General features: G+C 41.1%; 15 protein-coding genes and 1 pseudogene. All 16 read left to right on the top strand.

Annotated elements, in window-relative coordinates; translation table 11 throughout:
• The first annotated feature begins 1 nt into the window (after position 1).
• A pseudogene (gene mfd / locus DQQ01_RS18305) lies at positions 2–3557 on the top strand (transcription-repair coupling factor).
• 86 nt (positions 3558–3643) lie between these two features.
• A complete protein-coding gene (locus DQQ01_RS15230) occupies positions 3644–4783 on the top strand; it encodes a peptidylprolyl isomerase (RefSeq protein WP_111920990.1) in 1140 nt (379 codons plus the stop codon).
• A 319-nt stretch (positions 4784–5102) separates the two neighbouring features.
• Positions 5103–6296 carry a dicarboxylate/amino acid:cation symporter gene (locus DQQ01_RS15225; protein WP_111920688.1) on the top strand — a complete coding sequence of 398 codons (1194 nt, stop codon included), beginning with the start codon at positions 5103–5105 and terminating at the stop codon, positions 6294–6296.
• Between the two features lie 140 nt (positions 6297–6436).
• Positions 6437–7813, top strand: a complete 1377-nt coding sequence (locus tag DQQ01_RS15220; RefSeq protein WP_111920687.1) for an ABC transporter substrate-binding protein — start codon at positions 6437–6439, stop codon at positions 7811–7813.
• A gap of 77 nt (positions 7814–7890) precedes the next feature.
• On the top strand, positions 7891–8733 hold the full coding sequence (locus DQQ01_RS15215) for a carbohydrate ABC transporter permease (protein WP_009246110.1): 843 nt from the start codon (positions 7891–7893) through the stop codon (positions 8731–8733).
• On the top strand, positions 8733–9572 hold the full coding sequence (locus DQQ01_RS15210; protein WP_003021290.1) for a carbohydrate ABC transporter permease: 840 nt from the start codon (positions 8733–8735) through the stop codon (positions 9570–9572). Before DQQ01_RS15215 ends, DQQ01_RS15210 begins: the two co-directional genes overlap by 1 nt.
• A 109-nt stretch (positions 9573–9681) precedes the next feature.
• On the top strand, positions 9682–11208 hold the full coding sequence (locus tag DQQ01_RS15205) for a response regulator transcription factor (protein WP_111920686.1): 1527 nt from the start codon (positions 9682–9684) through the stop codon (positions 11206–11208).
• Complete coding sequence (locus tag DQQ01_RS15200; protein ID WP_111920685.1) at positions 11183–12883, top strand: cache domain-containing sensor histidine kinase; 1701 nt, start codon at positions 11183–11185, stop codon at positions 12881–12883. The genes DQQ01_RS15205 and DQQ01_RS15200 overlap by 26 nt, the downstream gene beginning before the upstream one ends.
• On the top strand, positions 12876–14543 hold the full coding sequence (locus DQQ01_RS15195; protein ID WP_111920684.1) for an extracellular solute-binding protein: 1668 nt from the start codon (positions 12876–12878) through the stop codon (positions 14541–14543). The genes DQQ01_RS15200 and DQQ01_RS15195 overlap by 8 nt, the downstream gene beginning before the upstream one ends.
• A 1031-nt stretch (positions 14544–15574) precedes the next feature.
• On the top strand, positions 15575–16249 hold the full coding sequence (locus tag DQQ01_RS15190) for an RluA family pseudouridine synthase (protein WP_111920988.1): 675 nt from the start codon (positions 15575–15577) through the stop codon (positions 16247–16249).
• A 62-nt stretch (positions 16250–16311) separates the two neighbouring features.
• Positions 16312–17349, top strand: coding sequence for an AI-2E family transporter (locus DQQ01_RS15185; RefSeq protein WP_111920986.1), 1038 nt, complete (start codon positions 16312–16314; stop codon positions 17347–17349).
• A gap of 83 nt (positions 17350–17432) precedes the next feature.
• Entirely contained in the window at positions 17433–18728 is a 1296-nt protein-coding gene (locus DQQ01_RS15180; RefSeq protein WP_111920683.1) for an ABC transporter substrate-binding protein, read from the top strand.
• Positions 18729–18958: 230 nt separating this feature from the next.
• Entirely contained in the window at positions 18959–19267 is a 309-nt protein-coding gene (locus DQQ01_RS15175) for an ATP synthase subunit B family protein (protein ID WP_242980437.1), read from the top strand.
• A gap of 40 nt (positions 19268–19307) precedes the next feature.
• Positions 19308–21344, top strand: a complete 2037-nt coding sequence (locus DQQ01_RS15170; protein ID WP_111920681.1) for a V-type ATP synthase subunit I — start codon at positions 19308–19310, stop codon at positions 21342–21344.
• Positions 21341–21811 carry a V-type ATP synthase subunit K gene (locus DQQ01_RS15165; protein WP_111920680.1) on the top strand — a complete coding sequence of 157 codons (471 nt, stop codon included), beginning with the start codon at positions 21341–21343 and terminating at the stop codon, positions 21809–21811. Before DQQ01_RS15170 ends, DQQ01_RS15165 begins: the two co-directional genes overlap by 4 nt.
• A 51-nt stretch (positions 21812–21862) precedes the next feature.
• The gene (locus DQQ01_RS15160; RefSeq protein ID WP_111920679.1) at positions 21863–22462 is read left to right on the top strand and encodes a V-type ATP synthase subunit E; all 600 of its coding nucleotides are present in this window, start codon (positions 21863–21865) and stop codon (positions 22460–22462) included.
• The last annotated feature ends 4 nt before the right edge of the window (positions 22463–22466 follow it).

The raw sequence follows: 22466 nt of genomic DNA, 5'->3' as shown, positions 1-22466 counted from the left end.
AATGCAGGTATTCATGCAGCCCTTGGAAAAACTCAGCGAATACGGGGAGTTGAAAGACCGGCTCCCCAAACATAAAGGTATCCTCCAGCTTTCGGGCTGTGTGGAATCTCAGAAAGCCCATATGATATATGGGCTTTTAGAAGGTTTGCGAAAAGACGGCAAAGCGTGTGGGAAAAACTGTTTGATTGTTGCTGAGAATGATTTAAAGGCAAAGGAATTATATGAAGATTACCGTCTTTATGACAGGGACGTATATTTGTATCCAACAAAGGATTTGATTTTCTTTCAGGCGGATATTCACGGGAATCTCCTGACCAGAGAGCGAATGAAGGTTATTGCCGCTCTTTTACAGAAAAAAGGCGTGACAGTGATTACCAGTATGGGCGGGTGTATGGATTATCTGCTTCCCCTTTACGTACTGGAGGAGCATACGTTGCACTTTGGCGGGGACAGTCCTCTTGATATGGAAAAATTAAAGAAAAAGCTGCTGGGCATGGGGTATGAGCGATGTGCCCAGGCAGAGCTTCCGGGACAGTTTTGTTTCCGGGGTGGAATTATTGATATTTTTCCTCTCACAGAGGAAAATCCGGTGCGTATAGAACTGTGGGGCGATGAAATTGATTCAATCCGCAGCTTTGATGCAGAGAGCCAGCGTTCTATAGAAAATCTGGACGAAATCACCATTTATCCTGCCTCAGAAATCGTGTTAAGTCCGGAGGTTTTGAAAAAAGGTCTGGAAAAAATAGAAAAAGAGAAAAATCTTACAGTAAAAAAATTCCGGGAGGATTTTTTGACAGAAGAAGGCGCCAGATTGAAACAGAGTGTGGAAGAGGCTGTGGACTGCCTGAAGGAATTTGAAGATTTTTCTGTGGCAGAGCATTTTTTACGGTATTTTTATAAAGATGCCGTAACCTTTACCGATTATTTCCAGACAGAGGAAACCCTGGTAATTCTGGACGAAACAAACCGTCTTGTGGAGCAGGGGACTGCAGTAGAAGCAGAATTTCAGGAGAGCATGAAGCACAGGCTGGAAAAAGGCTATCTTCTGCCCGGACAGACAGACCTTCTCATTAGCTGTAAGCAGGCGGTTTCCAAATTAAATAAGAAAAAATGTGTATCTCTCTGCACTATTGAGCAGCAGAAGGGGGATTGGGACATCAAAGATCAGTTCCACATTTCTGCCCAGTCTGTCAGCCCTTATAACAACAGCTTTGAACTTTTGGTAAAGGATTTGAAGCAGTATCGCAAAAACGGCTATCAGGTGCTGCTTTTATCCGGATCCCGCACAAGGGCAGCCCGACTGGCGGAGGATTTAAGAGAAGAAGGGCTGAACAGTTTTTATACAGAGGATATGAACCGCGTTCTTGCACCGGGAGAGATTATGACCGCCTTTGGACGTATGCGCCGGGGCTTTGAGTATCCTCTTGTAAAATTTGTCATGATTACAGAGTCTGATATTTTCGGTGAGGCGAAGAAGGAAGCGGCGGAAAAAAGCAGAGTACAGCGGAAAGAAAATACAGAATTTTTCAGAATTGAGCATTGGTGATTATGTGGTGCATGAAAATCACGGTCTGGGCATATATAAGGGAATTGAAAAGATTACTGTAGACCGGGTGACAAAGGATTATATCAAAATCGACTATGCCGGGGATACGACCCTGTATATTCTGCCGAACCAGTTAGACGTACTGCAAAAATATGCAGGTGCAGACGCAAAGGTTCCGAAGCTGAACCGTCTGGGCGGTCAGGAATGGAAGAAGACCAAGACAAAGGTGCGGGGCGCAGTAAAAAATATTGCCAAAGACCTGGTAAAGCTTTATGCTGCAAGACAGGCGCAGTCAGGATTTCAGTATGAGCCGGACACAGTCTGGCAGAAGGAATTTGAGGAAATGTTTCCTTACGAGGAAACAGAAGACCAGCTTCTTGCCATAGAAGCAGCCAAAAAGGATATGGAAAGTCCGAAGATTATGGACCGCCTGATTTGCGGGGACGTGGGATATGGTAAGACAGAGGTAGCAATCCGCATTGCCTTTAAAGCTGTGCAGGAGGGCAAGCAGGTGGTGTATCTGGTGCCAACCACGATTCTGGCACAGCAGCATTACAATACCTTTGTTCAGCGTATGAAAGATTTTCCTGTGCGGGTGGATTTGCTTTGCAGGTTCAAAACTCCGGCGCAGCAGAAAAAGACTATTGCAGACCTGCAGAAAGGTCTTGTGGATATTTTAATCGGAACCCACAGAGTGCTTTCCGATGATATTAAATTCAAGGATTTGGGGCTTTTGATCATTGATGAGGAGCAGCGGTTTGGGGTAACTCATAAAGAGAAAATCAAGAAAATGAAGGAAAATGTTGATGTACTTACTCTGACTGCCACGCCGATTCCCAGAACCCTTCATATGAGTCTTATCGGTATCCGTGATATGAGTGTGCTGGAGGAAGCCCCCATGGATCGTATGCCCATACAGACTTTTGTCATGGAATACAACGAAGAAATGGTGCGGGAAGCTATCAGCAGAGAAATGGCGCGGGGCGGTCAGGTGTATTATGTATACAATCGCGTCAATGATATAGATGAGATTACAAATAGGGTAGCCAAGCTGGTGCCAGAGGCAAATGTAGCTTTTGCCCATGGACAGATGCATGAGCATCAGTTGGAAAAAATTATGTATGGTTTCATTAACGGGGAAATTGATGTGTTGGTTTCCACCACCATCATAGAAACCGGTTTGGATATTTCCAATGCCAATACCATGATTATTCACGATGCAGACCAGATGGGCTTATCCCAGCTTTATCAGCTTCGGGGAAGAGTCGGACGTTCCAACAAGACTGCTTATGCTTTTCTCATGTACCGGAAAAACAAAATGCTGAAAGAGGTTGCGGAAAAGCGTCTTCATGCTATCCGTGAATTTACAGATTTGGGAAGTGGTTTTAAAATTGCTATGCGGGATTTGGAAATCCGCGGAGCAGGAAATCTTCTTGGTGCAGAGCAGCATGGACATATGCAGGCAGTAGGATATGATTTGTATTGTAAAATGCTGGAAGAGGCTGTGCGGGAGGAAAAGGGACTGAAGAAGCAGGAGAGCTTTGAAACTGCCATTGATTTAGAGGTAAACGCCTACATTCCGCCCTCTTATATTCCAAATGAATATCAGAAGCTGGATATTTATAAGCGGATTGCAGGAATCGAATCTCAGGAAGAGTATGAGGATATGCTGGAAGAGCTTTTAGACCGTTTCGGAGAGCCGCCGAAGACTGTGCAGAATCTTCTGACCATTGCAAATCTCAAGGCGTTGGCGCATAAGGCTTATATTCAGGAAATCAAACAGAACGGAAAAGAAGTGAAAATATCCATGTTTGAAAGGGCAAAGGTAAATCCCGCAGGTTTCCCGGCCATTCTGGACAAATATAAAAACAATCTGAAAATGAAACTGGAGGAAACTCCGTACTTCCTGGTATCCCTAAAAGGACGCAGACCAAAGGAAATTCTGGACGTACTGGAGCTTTTGGGGAAGATTTTGCAGGATTTCCAGACTGTCATAGAGGAAGCAAAGTAATTTCACATTTTCCCGTGAAAATTTTCTTGCCCCTTCAGGAAAAAGCGTCTATAATGATAAAAGACATTGCAGACAGGGAGGAACATATGAAGAAACTAGCGAAAAAGCTTGCATGTGCAGTGCTGGCAGGAACCATGGGATTGTCCATGCTGGCAGGCTGCGGCAGTGACAAAATAGATGGAACCAAACCACTGATTACAGGAGGGGAGGAAACAATAACCATAGGAACCGGAAATCTGATGCTTCGTATGAATCAGGCACAGATGGCATCTTATTATGCCATGATGGGAGGAAGCACTGCTGGTATGTGGGAGCAGGACGCAGGAAACGGCAAAACCTATGCAGATACTACCAAGGAAAGTGTAACAGACCAGTTAAAAACTATGGTGCTTTTAAAGCAGCATGCAAAGGATTATGATGTGACAGTTTCCGAAGAAGAGAAAAAAAGTATTGAGGAAGCAGCAAAGGCATTTACAGAGGCAAATGACAAAGCAATTCTGGAAAAGCTTGCTGTGACACAGGCGGACGTAGAAATGCTTCTGGAACTTTACACTTATCAGAATAAAATGTATGCCCCAATGACAGCAGATGTGGATACCAATGTGGAGGATTCTGAAGCTGCACAGAGTAAAATTACTTACTGCAGAGTAGATACAGGTGATAAGCAGAACGAAGACGGAACGACCACACCGCTGACTGATGAAGAGAAGAAGGCAAAGAAAAATCAGGCACAGGCTGTTCTGGATAAAGTAAAGGCAGCAGAAGATACAGGAGCGGCTGATATGGACGCCCTGGCAAAGGAAGTCGATGAGAATCTCAGCGTTTTGGACACCACCTTTGGAAAAGACGATACTCTTGTGGACGAGAAAGTGAAGGAAGCAGTAAAAAATCTGAAGGACGGCGAGCTTTGCGGTGAGGTTGTAGAAGGCGAAAACGGCTACTATGTTGTGCGTATGGACAGTGTACTGGACAGAGGGGCAACAGACCAGGAGAAATTAAGCATTGTAAATGAGCGTAAGCAGGAGGCTTATAATGATTTAATAGAGGACTGGGAAAAAGATACAAAGCTCACCGTAGATGAAAAGGAATGGAAAAAGGTGACACTGACCGATGCAGATCAGTATACCATTAAACAGCCGGAAGTAGAAACAGAGGAGCCTGTAGAAACGCAGGTGGACAAGGATGCAGAGGACAAAACAAAAGAGAGTACAGAAACTGCAGAATAGTGGAAGGATGCTTTGATACATACGGAGCAGATAACGGTTTTGCCTTTTTGGTTTAATCCCTGCACATACATTAGAAAATGTCAGGCGCAGCTTGAGGGCTGTTGCCTGGCGTTTCTTTATTGTATAGGAAATTCCTTCGGAAACCTATACAATAAAAAACACATTTCGTGTGAAAATATGCAGTTCGCAGAAGGGAATTATGTTGCTGATGTGACATAAAAATAGTGTAAGAGAGAATAAAATTATAGACGGATAGATAAACCTAGGGTATAATGTAGAAATTCAAAAACCCAAAAGGGAAAAGAAAGGAGAGAAGATAGTGAAAAAATTATTCAATAACTTACCTTTTCGCCTGCTTTTAGGAGTGATAATCGGTATTCTCGCAGGGCAGGCAGCAAATCTTCCAGTGATGCACGTAGTGGTAACTGCCAAGTTTATTCTGGGGCAGATAATTACCTTTTGTGTGCCACTGATTATTATCGGTTTTATTGCGCCGTCTATTACAAAATTAGGAAACAATGCGTCTAAGATACTGGGAGTGGCAATTCTTTGCGCCTATTCCTCCTCTGTTTTGGCAGCTCTGTTTTCTATGGGAGCGGGGTATGGACTTATCCCTCATTTGTCCATTGTTTCAGAGGTAGACGGATTAAAAGAACTTCCTGAACTGGTATTTAAACTGGAAATTCCTCAGATTATGCCAGTTATGAGCGCCTTGGTCTTATCTGTTCTACTTGGCCTTGCGGCAACATGGACAAAGGCAAAGACCACAGTAAAGCTTTTGGATGAATTTCAAAAGATTGTGCTTTTAATCGTATCAAAAGTACTCATTCCGATTTTGCCATTTTTTATTGCCGTTACTTTTTGTGCATTATCTTATGAAGGAACCATTACAAAACAGCTTCCTGTATTCTTAAAGGTAATCTTAATTGTCATGGCAGGGCATTATATCTGGCTGGCGCTTTTGTACCTCATAGGAGGCATTTATTCCGGCAAAAATCCGTGGAAGGTATTGAAAAACTATGGTCCGGCTTATTTGACAGCCGTGGGAACGATGTCATCTGCGGCTACCTTAGCGGTTGCCTTGCGTTGTGCCAAGAAATCAGAACCGGAGCTTCGTGACGATATGGTAGATTTTGGAATACCTCTTTTTGCCAATATCCATCTTTGTGGTTCTGTACTGACAGAAGTTTTCTTTGTTATGGTAGTTTCCAAGATTTTATACGGAGAACTGCCGTCTGTGGGAAGTATGATACTGTTTTGTATTCTTTTAGGCGTATTCGCCATTGGAGCGCCGGGAGTACCGGGTGGTACGGTTATGGCATCTCTGGGGTTGATTATCAGCGTTTTAGGATTTGACGAAACAGGTACAGCTTTGATTTTAACAATTTTTGCATTGCAGGACAGCTTTGGTACGGCTTGTAACGTGACTGGTGACGGAGCATTGACTATGATTTTAACTGGATTTGCGGAGAAGCATAAAATCGAACAACAAAAAATAGAAATTGACTTATAAATGAAGCATATTGCACAGAAAGAGCCCGGAAACATGGAAATTGAACATGTTTCTGGGTTTTTTATTATATTTTTTTCAGCCCTGCATAGATATAATATAGACAAACAAAAGAGCACGTAAATAAAGGGAGGTAACTAATTATGAAATTTAAAAAAGTATTTGCAATGCTGATGACAGCAACTATGCTTACATCTATGCTGGCAGGATGCGGTGGCAGCACAGAAAACGAAGACAAAGAACCATCAAAGGAAGAGTCTTCCGAAGTACAAGGTGACAAGGAAAAAGGTGGAGACGGAAAGGTATATTATCTGAACTTCAAGCCGGAGCAGGCAGACCAGTGGGTAGAATTGGCAGAAACTTATACAGATGAAACCGGTGTGGAAGTAGAGGTACAGACAGCAGCAGCCGGTACTTATGAGTCTACTTTGAAATCTGAAATGGCAAAGGACGAGCCTCCTACACTGTTTCAGGTAAATGGTCCGGTGGGACTGGCTTCCTGGAAGGATTACTGCTATGATTTATCCGACTCTCAGATTTATAAAGATGTGAGCAGTGACGATTATGTATTAAAAGACGGAGATGCTGTTCAGGGGATTGCTTATGTAATTGAAACTTATGGTTTGATTTATAATAAGGCACTGCTGAATAAATACTTTGAACTTCCGGATGCAGAAATCAAATCCATTGATGAATTAAACAATTTTGAAGCGCTGAAAAAAGTAGCAGACGGCATTCAGAAAAACAAAGATGAGTTAGGTGTTTCCGGCGCATTTACATCTGCCGGTATGGATGCTTCTTCTGACTGGAGATTTAAAACACATTTAGCAAACCTTCCGGTTTACTATGAATATAAAGAAGACGGAATTACTTCCTCAGAGGCAATCAAAGGCACTTATCTTGAAAACTTCAAAAATGTATGGGATTTATATTTAAAAGACTCCACTTGTGAACCTTCTATGATTTCCTCTAAGACAGGTGAAGATGCGGCTTCTGAATTCGCACTTGGCGAGGCTGTTTTCTATCAGAACGGAACATGGGCTTACAATGATATTAAAGACATGGAAGTAGCAGATGAAGATATGGGAATGCTTCCTATCTACATTGGTGCAGAAGGTGAAGAAAATCAGGGACTTTGCACAGGTTCTGAAAACTACTGGTGTGTAAATAAGAAAGCATCAGAAGAAGATATTCAGGCAACCTTGGACTTCCTCACATGGGTTGTAGAAAGTGAAGAAGGACGAGATATGCTTGCAAATGAAATGGGATTTATTACACCGTTTAAGACCTTTGACGAGTATCTGCCGGAAAACCCGTTGGTAAAAGCAAATGATGAATATGCAAAAGCAGGCAAAACACCGGTAAGCTGGAACTTTACAACCATGCCTTCCGAAGAATGGAAGAATAAGGTTGGTTCTGCAATGCTGGAATATGCACAGGGAACAGGCGAATGGGACGCTGTGAAAACTGCATTTGTAGATGGCTGGGCTTCTGAATACGAAGCAGCACACGCAGAATAAAGAAGAGAAGAAACAGGGCTGCTGTGTAAAAGTTTTTTATACAGGCAGCCCTTTTCCTGATAAAAGGGGGAAGAAAATTGGAAAAATCAATTAAAAAATATTTTCCTGTGTTTGTACTGCCTACCATGCTGGCATTTGTTTTAGGATTTATTGCACCCTTTGCTTTGGGTATTTATCTTTCCTTTTGCAAATTTACAACAGTAACAGATGCCAGATGGGTAGGATTTCAAAATTATTTAAAAGCTTTTCAGGACACAGAATTTTATCACGCTTTATGGTACACGGTTCTATTTACAGCAGTATCTGTTATTTTGATTAACGTATTGGCATTTACAGTGGCAATGCTTTTAACAAAGGGAATTAAAGGAACAAACCTTTTCCGTACAGTATTTTTTATGCCGAACTTAATCGGCGGTATTATTTTAGGTTATATCTGGCAGCTTTTATTAAATGGCGTGTTAGCACAGTATGGAAAAACTTTAACCTTTTCCTCCACCTATGGTTTCTGGGGATTGGTTATTCTGGTGTGCTGGCAGCAAGTAGGTTATATGATGATTATCTATATTTCCGGTATTCAGAATATACCGGGTGAACTCATTGAAGCGGCAAAGATTGACGGGGCAAATGCAAGACAGCTTCTTCGTCATGTTACCCTTCCTATGGTCATGCCGTCTATTACCATCTGTACGTTTTTGACACTGACCAACGGCTTTAAGCTCTTTGACCAGAACTTAGCTCTTACCAACGGCGCACCGTCAAATATGTCAGAGCTTATAGCACTAAATATTTACAGAACCTTCTATGGTCGTCCCGGCTATGAAGGCGTAGGACAGGCAAAAGCCGTTATTTTCTTTGTCTTAGTGGGAATTATTGCTTTAATACAAAATAGATTGACCAGAACAAAGGAGGTGCAGCAGTAATGAAAGCAAGAAAAGCAAAACATGGTTGGCTGCTGACACTGATTTTCTCAGTTATCAGCGTACTGTATATGTACCCCATTATACTGGTATTTATCAACTCTTTTAAAAAGAAAGCGTATATCAGCCGTTATCCCTTTAAAATTCCAAAGGGAAATATGTTTGTAGGCTGGGAGAACTATATCCGAGGTCTGGAAAAGACGGGATTTTTCGAAGCATTTTTATGGACCTTATTTATTACTGTGTGCTCGGTGGCTTTGATTGTGGTCTGTTGTTCCATGTGTGCGTGGTATATCAGTAGAGTAAAAACATTGAGTACAAAAATTATCTATGTTTTATGTTTGTTTGCAATGGTAGTTCCTTTTCAGATGGAAATGTATACCTTATCTAAAATTGCAAATATGCTGAAGCTGGATAATCCTTGGGGATTGATTATTATTTATCTGGGATTTGGCGCAGGACTTGCAGTCTTTATGTTTACAGGATTTGTAAAGGCAATTCCGATTGAAATCGAAGAAGCAAGTATGATTGATGGATGTACGCCGCTGCAATGTTATTTTAAGGTTGTATTTCCTATTATGAAACCTACTTGTATTACTGTAGCAATTCTGGATGCCATGTGGATATGGAATGACTATCTGCTGCCTGTGCTGGTGCTGGACACAAAGAAATATAAAACAATTTCCATTGCCATTCAGTATTTGAAGGGCGGATACGGCTCGATTGACATGGGAGCCATGATGGGCGTTTTGGTATTGTCCATTCTTCCGATTATTGTGTTCTATCTTTTCTGTCAGCGTTATATTATCGAAGGTGTTGCAGCAGGCGCTGTAAAAGGTTGATTTCGTTGACAGAATAAAAATACATGTTACAATAAAAGAAATATAGGAAAACAGAAACAGGGCTGGCAGAGAACGTCAGTCCTGTTTGGTAATTATAAAGGTGGGAGATATGTACAGGATTTTAATTGTAGACGATGAAAAACTGGAGCGAAACGGCATTAAGTTTTTATTGAAAAAGACAGGAACAGAGCTGGAAGTTTTTGAAGCGTCAAACGGAAGGGATGCGCTGGAACTTTTGAAGCATCAAAAGGTGGAAATTCTTTTGACGGATATTAAGATGCCCTATGTGAGCGGTTTGGAGCTGGCAGAAAAGGTATCTTCACAATATCCGGAAATGAAAATCATGATGTTCAGCGGATACAGTGACTTTTCTTATGCACAGACAGCAATCCGATACGGGGTTTCTGATTATATTTTAAAGCCCGTAGATCCTTTTGAATTTCAGAAAACCATGAAAAAGCTGCTGGAAGAAATCGAAAGAGAGAAAGCAGAAGAAGTACAGCTGATTAAAACACAGGATTATTTATACCAGTTCTTTTTGCAGAATTATTTGTACGGGGGAAAAGTCGATATTGAGGAAATGAAGAGAAATCTGGATTTCCAACAGTATCATTACATGGTTTTAATTCAGACATCCAGCAGTTTTTTTGAAATGGAAGAAGAAATCTTTAAAGAAAAATTAAAAGAGGAAATTCGCCGTGATTTCTTTTATCTGAATTTAAATGCTGGAGAAGGACTTTTCTTCTTTAAGGAGAAACACAGCGATTATGAGCTTTTGTGCAGGGAAATTTATCAGTTTTTTAAGCTTCGTTATAATACAGAATGCTTATTGGCTGTCAGCGAGGAGTTAAAAAGCTTTGAGGAGCTGCCGGCGGTTTTCGCGGCGTTGGAAAAGGTGCTGGAAGACCAGTTTTATCAGCCGGAGGAGCATATTTTTTCTTTAAAAGAGAGCGAAGACAGAGAAACCAACACAGCGCTTGGAGATGCAGAGCTTTTAAAGCGAATTTTAGAAGACATTCATCATCAAGATATGGCGCATTTAAAAAATCATTTTGAACAGTTGAAAATCGTGTATCATCCGGAAAAAGCATATTCTGAAATGTATGTGAAATTTTTATTTTCCAGTATTATAAAAGAAATTTATGAAGCCATGGATCTGCCTGATGAGAAAAGATTGAGCAGAGAAATTGACCGCTTATATCGTGCCAGAAGGCTGCAAGATGTATGGAAGCTTACTGAGAAAGCCATGGAAGAGCTGGAAGAATATCTGGCAGAAGAAGAAAAGGGTACGAGAAGTGAAGTGACGCAGGTGAAAAATTACATTTATCAGAACTATCAGGAGGAATTAAGTGTAGATATTCTGGCGGAAAAAGTATATTTGTCACCAGGGTATTTAAGCTATATTTTTAAACAGGAAACAGGCATGAATTTAAACCGTTTTATTAAAGCCTTTCGTATGGATAAGGCAAAAGAGCTGCTGGAAAACAGTCAGAAAAAGATTTCTCAGATTGCCAGGGAAGTGGGATTTTCCAATAACTCCTATTTTTGCCGAAGTTTTCGGGAATATTTCGGAGTGACACCGGAGTCTTGCAGGAAAGGAACTGCGGAGTATGAAAAAATGGGTACAGAAATATAAAGACCTGAAATACCGCTATAAGCTGACCATTATGATGATTTTATGCAGCCTGATACCGGTATGCGTCATCAGTGCGTATACCCAGATGAGAACGATACAGATTATGCAGGAAAAGGAAGAAAGCGGATTAAATCAGGTGTTGGAGCAGTCTGTGGACAGCATTGATAATCGGGTACAGATTTATATAAATCTGATAAATTATTTAACCTATTCCTCTGACTTACGGGAAATTATGGAGAAAGAATATCGCTCGGATTACGAGGCATATCTAGCATATACAGAAATTGCCGATCCGCTGTTTACCATGCCGCAGCTTTATCATGAGGAAATCAGAAGTATTACCTTATACGCTGAAAATATTCAGGTAGAGCACGGAAATACCTTAGCGCCTTTGTTTGTGGCGCAAAATCAATCATGGTATACGGAAATCAATGAAAAGGGGACAGTGCAGTGGCTGGTAAAGCAGGGGAATAAAAAAGAAATTCTGGCAGTGAGAAAGTTTTACCAACAGGATAAGATACAGGCAATGTTGGTTTTAACTCTGGATTACAATAGGGTATTAGAGCCTTTTGCCGATTTGCTGACGGAAAACAGAGGGGGCTTAATCTTAGATGAACAGGGAAATGTGGTGTATTCCGGATATCACATGGATACTCCTTATAAACCGGATAAAGAAACTTCTCTAAACTATTTAAAAGAACATTATGTATGTATAGAGAAAAAAATAGAAGATACGAAATGGAATTTCTGTCTTTATCAGCCAAAAGAGGAGTTGGAGAAATCTGTTTGGACATTGCTTCTTGGAAATATTCCTGTTTTGCTTCTTTGTCTTTTCCTGATTTTACTTTTGGGATATTTTTTCTCAAGGAAAATGGTAGAACGATTGGAACAGCTTACAGAAAATATGAACCAAATCAATCTGGGGCTTCGTAAAGTTACGGTGGTGAGCCAATCTAAAGATGAAATCGGTGTGCTGGTGCGTACCTTTACCAGAATGATGGATGAAATCAATAAATTGATTTCTCAGGTATATGAGGCAAAAATTAAGCTGCAAAAGACAGAAATGAAAGCCCTTCAGGCGCAGATTAATCCTCATTTTCTCTATAATTCTCTTTCCATTATTAATTGGAAAGCCATTGAAGCAGATAATGAGGAAATCAGTCGGATTACGTTGGCATTGTCTACCTATTACCGTACCAGCCTGAACAAAGGAGAAACCATGACAATCGCTGCAAACGAAATCCGAAATATTGATGCCTATCTCCATATTCAGCTTATTATGCACGACAACAGTTTCCAGGTTATCAAAGAAGTACAGGAAGATGCTTTAAGCTACTCTGTTCCCAAGCTGATTTTACAGCCTCTGGTAGAAAATGCCATTGAGCATGGATTAGACGTATCGGAAAAGGAAGAAAAATGGCTGAAAATTTCTGTCCATAAAGAGGGAGATACCTTAATTATGGCAGTGGAGGACAACGGAATAGGAATGTCAGAGGAGCAGGCAAGGAGTATTATCACCTATCGTTCCAAGGGCTACGGGGTACGCAATGTCAACGACAGAATAACACTGCTTTACGGAGAGGAATATCATTTAAGGGTAAAAAGCCGTCAGGGAGAGGGATGCAGAATAGAGATTGTTATTCCTGTCAACAAGGAGGAAAAACGATATGAATAAAAAATTGTTCTGGGGAATTGTTGTGACAGCAATAATCATTTTTGGCATGCTCTTTTTTAGTATGAAAAAAGAGTCTGTAAAAGAAGAATCTCCAAAAACGGATAACAATGCAAAATGGCAGGAAGCAGTACATACTCCTTACGGAAAATATCCGGAAACGGTTACCTATACGCTGGGAAAAATATCAGGAGGCAATCATTCTAATCTTCCGGCAGGAGATACGTATGAAGACAATGGTTATACACGTTATTTAAAGAGAATGCTGAATATCCAAAACAAGGATGTATTTGAGCTGGAGGATGGAAATCAGTATGAGGAAGCAGTAGAAATCGCCATAAAGGATAACCATTTGCCGGATATTATGGTGGTGAAAGGACAGGAAACCGTGCAAAAGCTGGCAGAGGCAGATATGATAGAGGATTTGACTGAGGTTTACGAGGAATGTACCACATGGCGAATTAAAGATATGTATGCCAGTTATACAGATGCACTTTTAAATTCAGGAAAGTATGAGGGAAAACTTTATGGATTTCCGGATACGGTTATCGACCACGGTCCAACGTTTCTATGGATGCGAAAAGACTGGATAGACAAGCTGGGACTGGAAGAACCTGCCGACATGGACGAAGCAATGGACTGTATTTTAGAATTTGTCAATCAAGATGCAGCAGGCAATGGAGAAACTATTGGGCTTGCTTGTACGCCGGAACTGGTGGCAGGAAGCAGTGAAACCTATTCTGCTGACGGGATTTTTTCCATGTTTCATGCAAACCCCAGAAAGTGGGTGCAGGATGCAGGGGGAGAAATGGTATACGGTTCTGTAACACAAGAATGTAAAGCAGCCTTGGAGTATTTGAATATATTGTATACAAGAGGTGTGCTGGATAAGAGATTTCTTCTTCGGACCTCACAGAATATAGAGGACTTAATCAAAAACGGCAAATGCGGAGCTTTTTTTGGAAAGTGGTGGGCGCCAAACAATCCTTTGATGGAGTCTTATGACTATGACAGGGAAGCAGAATGGAAGCCTTATTTCTTTACAAAACAGGATGAAAATGTTTTGCAGGAATATGAAACCTTTGAAGACAGGATGTATGTGGTCGTGCGAAAGGGATATGAGCATCCGGAAATCGTGGCAAAATATATCAGCGTAATTTTTGACTATTCTCGTTATGATGACAAAGGGGCAAATGAAGTAAACGAATATTTTTCTTTAAATGTAGATCCCACGGCAAGACCTTTGAATATTAACGTAGATTATCGTGACACTTTGTATCAGACAACGGAGAACATTCGAAATGCGTTGAATGGAGAAAAGCCTCCGTCTTCTTTAACAGGACTGGAAAAGTCTTATTATGATACCTGCAAAGCTTATTTAAACGGAAGTTTGACAACGGCAAATGCGTGGGCTGCTTATACTTCACGTATCACAGCCGTAGGGGCACTGGTAGACTTAGGTTTTAAAAGCCGCCAGCCTTTGCCTCTTTCGGGAGAGGGATTAAAGGCGGAAGAAAATCTTTTAAAGCTGGAGCAGCAAACCTTTATACAGATTGTCTGTGGAGAAAAGCCGGTGGGCTATTTTGATACCTTTGTGAAAGAATGGTATGCGGCGGGAGGAAAGGAGCTGACACAAAAGGCAAGAGCAGCTTTAGTTATGTAATTTTCTGTGAATTTGTGAAAAAATAAAATTGAATACACAATTCTGAAAAATAATATTAATTTACAGCTTAAATAAAATATGAAATAAAAATATAAAAAAATAAAACTTTTTTTGAAAAAATATATTGACAAATACAGGCGGTTGGTGTATTATAAAATCAACAAAAAACAAAACACCTTATAACATTACTTCATATCCAATTTAAAATTTGAAACGAGAAATCAATTTTAAAGTTGGCTACAAGGTACAAAAGAAAAATCATTATGAAAAAACTTTAGGTGTACGGAGAATACAAAATAAGTGATAAAGATAATGATAAAGTACCAAGGACAAAGGTAATAAAAGGTGAAAGGGTTTTTGAATACGGATAAGGAGGTTCAGTCCAGTGGAAGTGAAAGAATCTAATTATCAATATGAGAGTGGTAAGGCATAGAAATCCCCTCGGAAAGACCTGAAAAGCAGATGAAAAAATAACTCCTCATAATAATAAGAATATAAAATGAAGGAAAAGATTTCAGGTAAATATCAAAAATGTCCTCATATTGAACATTTACCACAAAAGTAATAAGAAGGTTTTAAAATATATGTAAAGAAATATATTTTAAAAGGGCAAAGTATTTATACATCATTTGAAAGTATAACGAGTAAAGTAGTATGATGAGTTGTATTCGTTGAAATAAACCTGTTGTATTCCGTGAATCTGAAAAGATACGTTATATTCAAAAGAAATGTATAAAGAAAGGCTTTGAAAATAAATAGCCCGAACTATTTATTCAGAAACTTGTTATTATCTTAATATATAGATTGATAGAAACTTTCAATAAATTCTATAGGAATTTATCAAATGGGGAAAAAGAAAATCGTTGGTTCTTTAACTTATAAATGTCAATTTAGAAGTTTAGAAAGAAAGGAAAAAAGAAAATTGAATAACGCAGATCATTAGAACAACCGTTATATCAGAAAAGGTGAAGATATAGCGGTTGTTCGATTTTTGTGTTATGATAAAAGAAAAAATGAGATACGGGGTTATAATGAAAGAGATAAAAGCAGAAGATATCATATTATATGAAGATGAAGATTTGCTGGTTTGCCACAAGCCGGCAGGTTTTCCGGTGCAGAGCAGAAGAATGGGGACTATGGATTTGGAAAGCCTTCTGAGAAATTATCTGGCGGGAAAGGGAGAGCAGGCATATGTGGCAGTGATTCACCGTCTGGATCAGCCGGTGCAGGGGATTCTTGTGTTCGCAAAAAATAAAGAAAGCGCAGCAAAACTTAATCAGCAGATACAGCAGGGAAAAATGGAAAAAAGATATCTGGCGTATGTCCAGGGGAAACCGGAGAAAAAGGAAGCACATCTGGTAAATGAAATGGAAAAAGATGCAAGAACCAATACCTCCAGAGTCGTAGAAAATAAAACACCTATAAGTAAAAGAGCAGAACTTGTTTACCGTGTTTTGCAGGAAACAGAGGAGGGCAGTCTGGTAGAGATTCACCTTCTCACAGGGCGTCATCATCAGATACGGGTACAGATGGCACATGCGGGAATGCCTTTGTTCGGGGATACGAAATATAATAAAGAAGCAACAAAGCAGCAAGAGTGGCAGCAGATTTCTTTATGTGCCTATAAGGTTTCGTTTTTTCACCCGAAAACAAAGAAAAAAATGGAATTTCAGGTAAAACCGGTTGGAAACTTTCCTATAGTATAGGAAGGTTTTGTTTCACCATACTATGAATAACAGGATAAATGAAAGTATGGGAGGAACAGCAGATGAACCGGAGAAAAATTTTGATGATTATGGGAGTGACACTGGGGGTATTTCTGGGAATGAGATATCTGTTGCCTGTGCTGCTCCCTTTTTTGTGCGGCTGGCTTTTGGCAGAGCTCGTTTATCCAACCGCCTCCCGTCTGGCAGAGAGCAGAGTGGGAAAGGCTCTGCATGTGACAAAAACAGGTATTGGAGGAGTTTTGATTCTTCTGATTATTTGTGGGGCCGCCTGGGGACTTTTGGCAGGAGTGCAGTATCTTACAGGGAGAATCGGGGAGTGTCTGCGGTATTATCCGGTTCTAAAGAGCCAGATGGACGCATTGCTTGCACAGTGCTGTAAAGGTGTGGAGCGTATGACCGGAATTCCGGCAGAGAAAAGCAGCTCTTATTTTTATTGTCATATAGAAGAATTGGGAAATTATTTTTTTCAGGACGGGCGGGGAATGGACACTGCAGTGGACTCCATTCGTTGCTGTGTATTTGTAGTAGGTATGCTTATGGTGGGAATTGTTTCTGCTGTTTTGTTTTTGCAGGAAAGAGAAAAAATCAGGGGTTTTTTGGAAAAACAGCCGTTTTTTATGAAAACCAGGCAACTGATACGGGAATTATTTCAAAGTATGACACAGTATTTTAAGGCACAGATAAAGATTATGACTGTGATTTGTCTGCTGTGTGTGGCAGGACTGTGGATTTTAAGAGTTCGTCACTTTTTTGGCTATGGTCTGGCGCTTGGTATTTTAGATGCATTTCCGGTTTTAGGGACAGGTTTGTTTCTGGTACCTGCGGCGGTTTTTCAAATTCTTATGGGAAATCAGTTTCAGGGAATCGGGTTTCTTGTTCTATATGGAATTACCGCGGTGGTGCGTCAGCTTCTGGAGCCGAAATTCATCGGGAATCATGTAGGTGTGTCGCCGCTTCTGGTATTATTTTCTGTGTACGCAGGTCTGTTTGTATACGGAGGTACAGGATTTATTCTGGGACCTTTCTCTGCTTTGCTTATCTTTACAATTTCAAAAAATTTTATAAACAAAGGGGAATAGCTATGGACTAATAAGGGCTTTCGTGTATAATGGAAACGTAGTTTAAATCCAAAGATAAATTGTTGTAAAAGGCAGGTAAAATCATGAAAAAGCTAACGGTGATTTTTTTATGTGCCGTGCTGGCTCTGGGAAGTGTCAGCGCATGCGGGAAATCCGGGGCAGATACAGACGAAGAAAACAATGCTCAGGCACAGGCAGAGCAGGAAGATAAGACAGAAGAGAGTAAGACAGAGGAAAGTAAGACAGAAGAGAGTCAAATAAACGGAAAGCAGGACAAAGAAAACAAGGACAATCCGGAAGAAACAGATAAAGAACAGGAAAAAACTCAGGAGGAATCCGGGGAGAGGGACGATGCTCAAAAGAATAAGGAAGAGGTAAAAGAAGAGCAAAATGAGAAAACGGATATGTCACAGGATTTGACCATGCAGGTCTTAAAACAGGCAGGAACAGTTGACTATACTTCCTTAGAGGAACTGAATCCAGTGCCGGGAAGCCATATTGCAGTGGTGGTAAAAAATACAAAATCCGCTTTCTGGCAGACTGTAAAAAAAGGTATGACAGCTGCGGTAAAGGATTTGAATGAAAAGATGGGATACAAAGGAGAGGATAAGGTTAAACTATCCTTTGAAGGTCCGACAGACGAGCTGGACGTGGAGAGCCAGATTAATACTATTGATGCAGTTCTGGCAGAAAATCCTTCTGTTTTATGTCTGTCAGCCATAGATATGGAATCCTGCAGCGCACAGCTTGAGGAAGCCATGGGAAATGAAATCCCTGTGGTGATTCTGGATTCCGGCGTGGAGAGCGACCTTGTCAATACCATTTGCGCTACAGATAATTATGCGGCAGGAGCAGAGGCTGCAAAGAAAATGGCAGAGGCGGTTGGAAACAAAGGTCAGATAGCTGTCATGGCTCATGCAGAAACTTCTAAGAGCAGTCAGGACAGGGAAAAAGGTTTTACAGAGGAAATAACAAAGAATCACCCGGAGATAGAGATTGTCAATATTTCTCATGAAAATGGGGAACACAGTATGGCAGAAATGGCAGAAGCAGTTTTGGTGCTCTATCCGGAATTAAAAGGCTACTACTGTACCAATGAATTTGCGGCAAATGATGTTCTGGACATAGTAAAGGCTTCTGGTAAAGAAATTTCCATTATAGGATTTGATGCCGGAAAGAAACAGATTGGCGCTGTTAAGGAAAAGACAGAGCTTGGAACCTTTGTGCAGAATCCTTACGGAATGGGATATGCCACAGTGATTGCCGGTGTTCGTGCAGACCTGGGACTGGAGAATGACAAGTTTATAAATACAGGGTACCAGTGGATTGACAGTACGAATGTAAATTCATCGGAATATGCTAATTATTTATATGAATAAAGCGGTGGTGTGAAAGTGAATAAAAGAAGCGCTTTGCTAATATGATAATTTGTTACATTATACAAAAGATAAAGGGAGAGATTGTACAAAATCAACACAATCTCTCTTTTTGTCTTTTAAAATAAATGGAGGCTTTCATAAAATTAGCGAGAAAGTATACAAAATTCGTTATTAAATTGACAAAATGCATAATTCATAGTAATATCAAACTATGCGAAGGTGGTGATACTGTGGTAGAAGAAACAATCAGGGAAATCCGGAAAACTGAACAGGAAGCAGAGGAGATTACAGCCCATGCAAAAGGACAGGGGACGCAGCTTCTCGAGCAGACCAGGCAGGAAACGGAACAGGCGAAAGCCGCTATGATTGAACAGGCGCAGGAGAAGGCAAAAGCAGCCAGAGAAACTGCGCAGGCTGCCGGAGAGAGAAGACTTGCGGAAGCTCTGGAATCGGCAGAACGGGAAATTGCAGAAATAAGAAAAACTGCAAAGGAAAAAGAAGAGAAGGCAGTACAGACCGTTATTGCGAGTCTGGTATGAAGCTGTCAACAAAAACAGAAAATAAAGGAGTGATGCGAATATGGCAGTATTGCAGATGCAAAAAGTCAGTATCTGCGCGCTGAAAAAGGACAGAAAAGCCATTTTGGAGAAAATTCAGTCCATGGGTCTTATGGAGGTTTCCGGATTTGAGAGTGAGGAAGAAGGCTTTCAGATGGTAAATACCCAGGAAGAGAGAAGTGCATTTGAAAAAAATGCTGCTCTGGCGGACACAGCACTGGATATTCTTCAGGAATATGTACCGGAAAAGGTATCTATGTTTGCCAGTCTGGAAGGCAAAAACCTTATCGAAAAGAAAGAATATCTGGAAATTACTCAGAGGGAAAAGGAAATTCTGGATATGGCTGCACAGGTTGCAAGATTGCATAAGCAGATTGCAGAGTGCAAGGCCGGGGTGCAGAAGCTGGAAAACCAGATAGAAGCCCTGACTCCATGGTTAAAGCTGGATATTCCCGTAGACTTTAAGGGGACCAGAACCACTGCGGTTCTCATTGGTTCGATTCCGGGGACTATGACGCTGGACGAGATTTACAGTTTGCTTAATGAGCAGACACCGGAGCTTTCGGGAGCTGATATTTCCATTTTGTCTTCGGAGAGAGATGCCGTATATCTTGCAGTTTTGTGCCTGAAAAAAGATATGGCAAAGGTGGAAGAGGTTCTCCGGCAGAGCGGTTTTGCCAAGCCGTCCCAGAGTATGAGCAAAATTCCGCTTCAGGAAAAGGAAGAGCTGCAGAAGCAAATCGAAGCTCTGCAGAAGGAACTGGAAGAATGCCGAAAGGAAATTGCTTCCTATGCTTCTGAAAGGGAGAATTTTAAGCTGATTTCAGATTACTTCCGGGCAAGAGCTGAGAAGTATGAGGTTTTGGGGCAGCTCCCTCAGTCCAGGAAAACGTTTATTTTAAACGGCTATGTACCGGCAAAATCTCTGGAGGTTTTTGAAAAAACGCTGACAGAAAACTTTATTCTGAGTCTGGAGAGCATGGACGTTCCCAAAGATGAAGAAATGCCGGTGCTTTTGAGCAACAATGGATTTTCTGAGTCTGTCGAGGGTGTTTTGGAATCCTATGGACTTCCAAAGAGAGGAGAAGTAGATCCTACAACCGTGATGTCCTTCTTCTATGTGTTTTTATTTGGACTGATGTTATCAGACGCAGCATATGGTTTGATTATGTTCCTGGGCTGCTTTATCGTATTGAAAAAGTTCCCGCGTATGGAACAGTCTTTGAAAAAAGCAATTAAGATGTTTATGTATTGTGGTATTTCCACACTTGTCTGGGGTGTACTTTTCGGCGGCTATTTCGGAGATGCCATAGATGTGGTAGCCAGAACCTTTTTCCATGTAGAGGTGCCGGAAGGCGGGCTGGTGAAAGCTCTCTGGTTTGTTCCGCTGAACGACCCCATGCGTATGCTGATGTATTCCATGGCCTTTGGACTGATTCATTTGTTTACAGGTCTTGGTATGAAGGGTTATATGTTACTGAAAGAGAAAAAGGTGTTGGACTTTTTCTGTGATGTAGTATTGTGGTATGTATTTCTTATCGGATTAATACTCATGCTGCTTCCGAGTCCAATCTTTGCATCTATTTCTCAGATTCCGCCTGAAACGTTCCCTGCATTTGTGGGAACAGCAGGAAAGGTATTGACCATTGCAGGTGCGTTGGGACTGCTGTTTATGTCCGGACGTTCCAGTAAGAATTTCGGACTACGTCTGGCTCTGGGCGCCTATGACCTTTATAATGTAACAGGCTGGCTCAGTGATGTGCTGTCCTATTCCCGTCTTTTGGCCCTTGGTTTGGCTACCGGTGTTATCGCATCGGTTATCAATCAGATGGGAAGTATGGTAGGAGATGGCATTTTCGGCGCAATTGTCTTCATTTTGGTCTTTATTATTGGTCATGCCATGAATATGGCAATTAATATTTTGGGCGCGTATGTGCATACAAACCGTCTGCAGTTTGTTGAGTTTTTCGGCAAATTTTATGAGGGTGGAGGAAAGCCCTTCAACCCATTTAAGTTAAATACGAAATATGTGGATATCAAGGAGGAAATGAATTTATGAGTGGAGTTGTTTACGCATTATTAGGAGCTGCATTAGCAGTTATTTTAGCAGGTGTAGGATCAGCAATCGGTGTTGGTATTGCAGGTCAGGCCGCATCAGGAGTTGTTACAGAAGATCCAAGTAAGTTTGCAAAGGTTTTGATTATGCAGCTTCTTCCAGGTACACAGGGTATTTACGGTCTGTTGGTAGGGTTTATTACACTTTCTAAAATCGGTCTTTTAGGCGGCGGTTTACTGGAACTGACCAAAGGCGAAGGACTTCTGGTACTGTGTGCATGCCTTCCAATTGGTATTGTAGGACTGATTTCTGCATACTATCAGGGAAAAACCTCTGCAGCAGCTATCGGTATTGTGGCTAAGAAACCGGAACAGTTCGGTAAAGCGATGCTTTTCCCGGCTATGGTTGAAACTTATGCGATTCTGGCTCTGCTGGTTTCCATTCTGTCCGTTACAAACCTTCCATTCTAAGGGTTTGAGAAGAAGGAAGACGGAGGAAATTAAGTAAAGGAGAGCAGAAGAATGACTGGATTAGAAAAAATGAAAAGCCAGATTCTTGAAGAGGCGAAAGTTTCTGCGAAAGAGATTCTTGCAGATGCCGAAAAGCAGGCAGAAGCAATGAAAGAAAAAGCAAAAGAAGAAGCAGAAGCTGTGTGCAGAGAAATCTCCCAAAAGTCCGACGAAGAGGTAAAAGCCATTGAGGAGCGTGCCGTTTCTTCCTGTGATTTGCAGAGAAGAAAGGCGCTTCTGACTGCGAAACAGGAAATCATTGCAGAGGTGTTGGCGTCTGCGTACCAGACTTTGCTGGAGGCAGATGATGAAACCTATTTTGCAATGCTCCGGAAAATGCTGCATAAATTTGTGCTGCCTCAGGAAGGAGAAATCTGTTTTTCAGATGAGGATTTAAAGAGATTGCCACAGGGCTTTGAAGAAGAGATTCAGGCAATTGCAAAAGAAAAAGGCGGTGCGCTGGCACTTTCAAAGGAAAGCCGGAGAGTGCATGGCGGATTTGTCCTTATCTATGGTGGAATTGAAGAAAACTGTACCTTTGAGGCAATGTTCAGTTCCAAGAGAGATGAACTTTCAGATGAAGTTCACCGTTTATTATTTTTAGAAGCATAACCGC

It is taken from the genome of Blautia argi, from assembly GCF_003287895.1.
In the GTDB taxonomy this organism is placed as follows: Bacteria; Bacillota; Clostridia; order Lachnospirales; family Lachnospiraceae; genus Blautia; species Blautia argi.
This window is presented reverse-complemented; position numbering and strand designations above follow the sequence as displayed.

Coding starts and splice junctions, on each gene's coding strand:
- DQQ01_RS15230 (WP_111920990.1), top strand. CDS start 3,644: ATGAAGAAACTAGCGAAAAAGCTTGCATGTGCAGTGCTGGCAGGAACC.
- DQQ01_RS15220 (WP_111920687.1), top strand. CDS start 6,437: ATGAAATTTAAAAAAGTATTTGCAATGCTGATGACAGCAACTATGCTT.
- DQQ01_RS15210 (WP_003021290.1), top strand. CDS start 8,733: ATGAAAGCAAGAAAAGCAAAACATGGTTGGCTGCTGACACTGATTTTC.
- DQQ01_RS15205 (WP_111920686.1), top strand. CDS start 9,682: ATGTACAGGATTTTAATTGTAGACGATGAAAAACTGGAGCGAAACGGC.
- DQQ01_RS15200 (WP_111920685.1), top strand. CDS start 11,183: ATGAAAAAATGGGTACAGAAATATAAAGACCTGAAATACCGCTATAAG.
- DQQ01_RS15195 (WP_111920684.1), top strand. CDS start 12,876: ATGAATAAAAAATTGTTCTGGGGAATTGTTGTGACAGCAATAATCATT.
- DQQ01_RS15190 (WP_111920988.1), top strand. CDS start 15,575: ATGAAAGAGATAAAAGCAGAAGATATCATATTATATGAAGATGAAGAT.
- DQQ01_RS15185 (WP_111920986.1), top strand. CDS start 16,312: ATGAACCGGAGAAAAATTTTGATGATTATGGGAGTGACACTGGGGGTA.
- DQQ01_RS15180 (WP_111920683.1), top strand. CDS start 17,433: ATGAAAAAGCTAACGGTGATTTTTTTATGTGCCGTGCTGGCTCTGGGA.
- DQQ01_RS15170 (WP_111920681.1), top strand. CDS start 19,308: ATGGCAGTATTGCAGATGCAAAAAGTCAGTATCTGCGCGCTGAAAAAG.
- DQQ01_RS15165 (WP_111920680.1), top strand. CDS start 21,341: ATGAGTGGAGTTGTTTACGCATTATTAGGAGCTGCATTAGCAGTTATT.
- DQQ01_RS15160 (WP_111920679.1), top strand. CDS start 21,863: ATGACTGGATTAGAAAAAATGAAAAGCCAGATTCTTGAAGAGGCGAAA.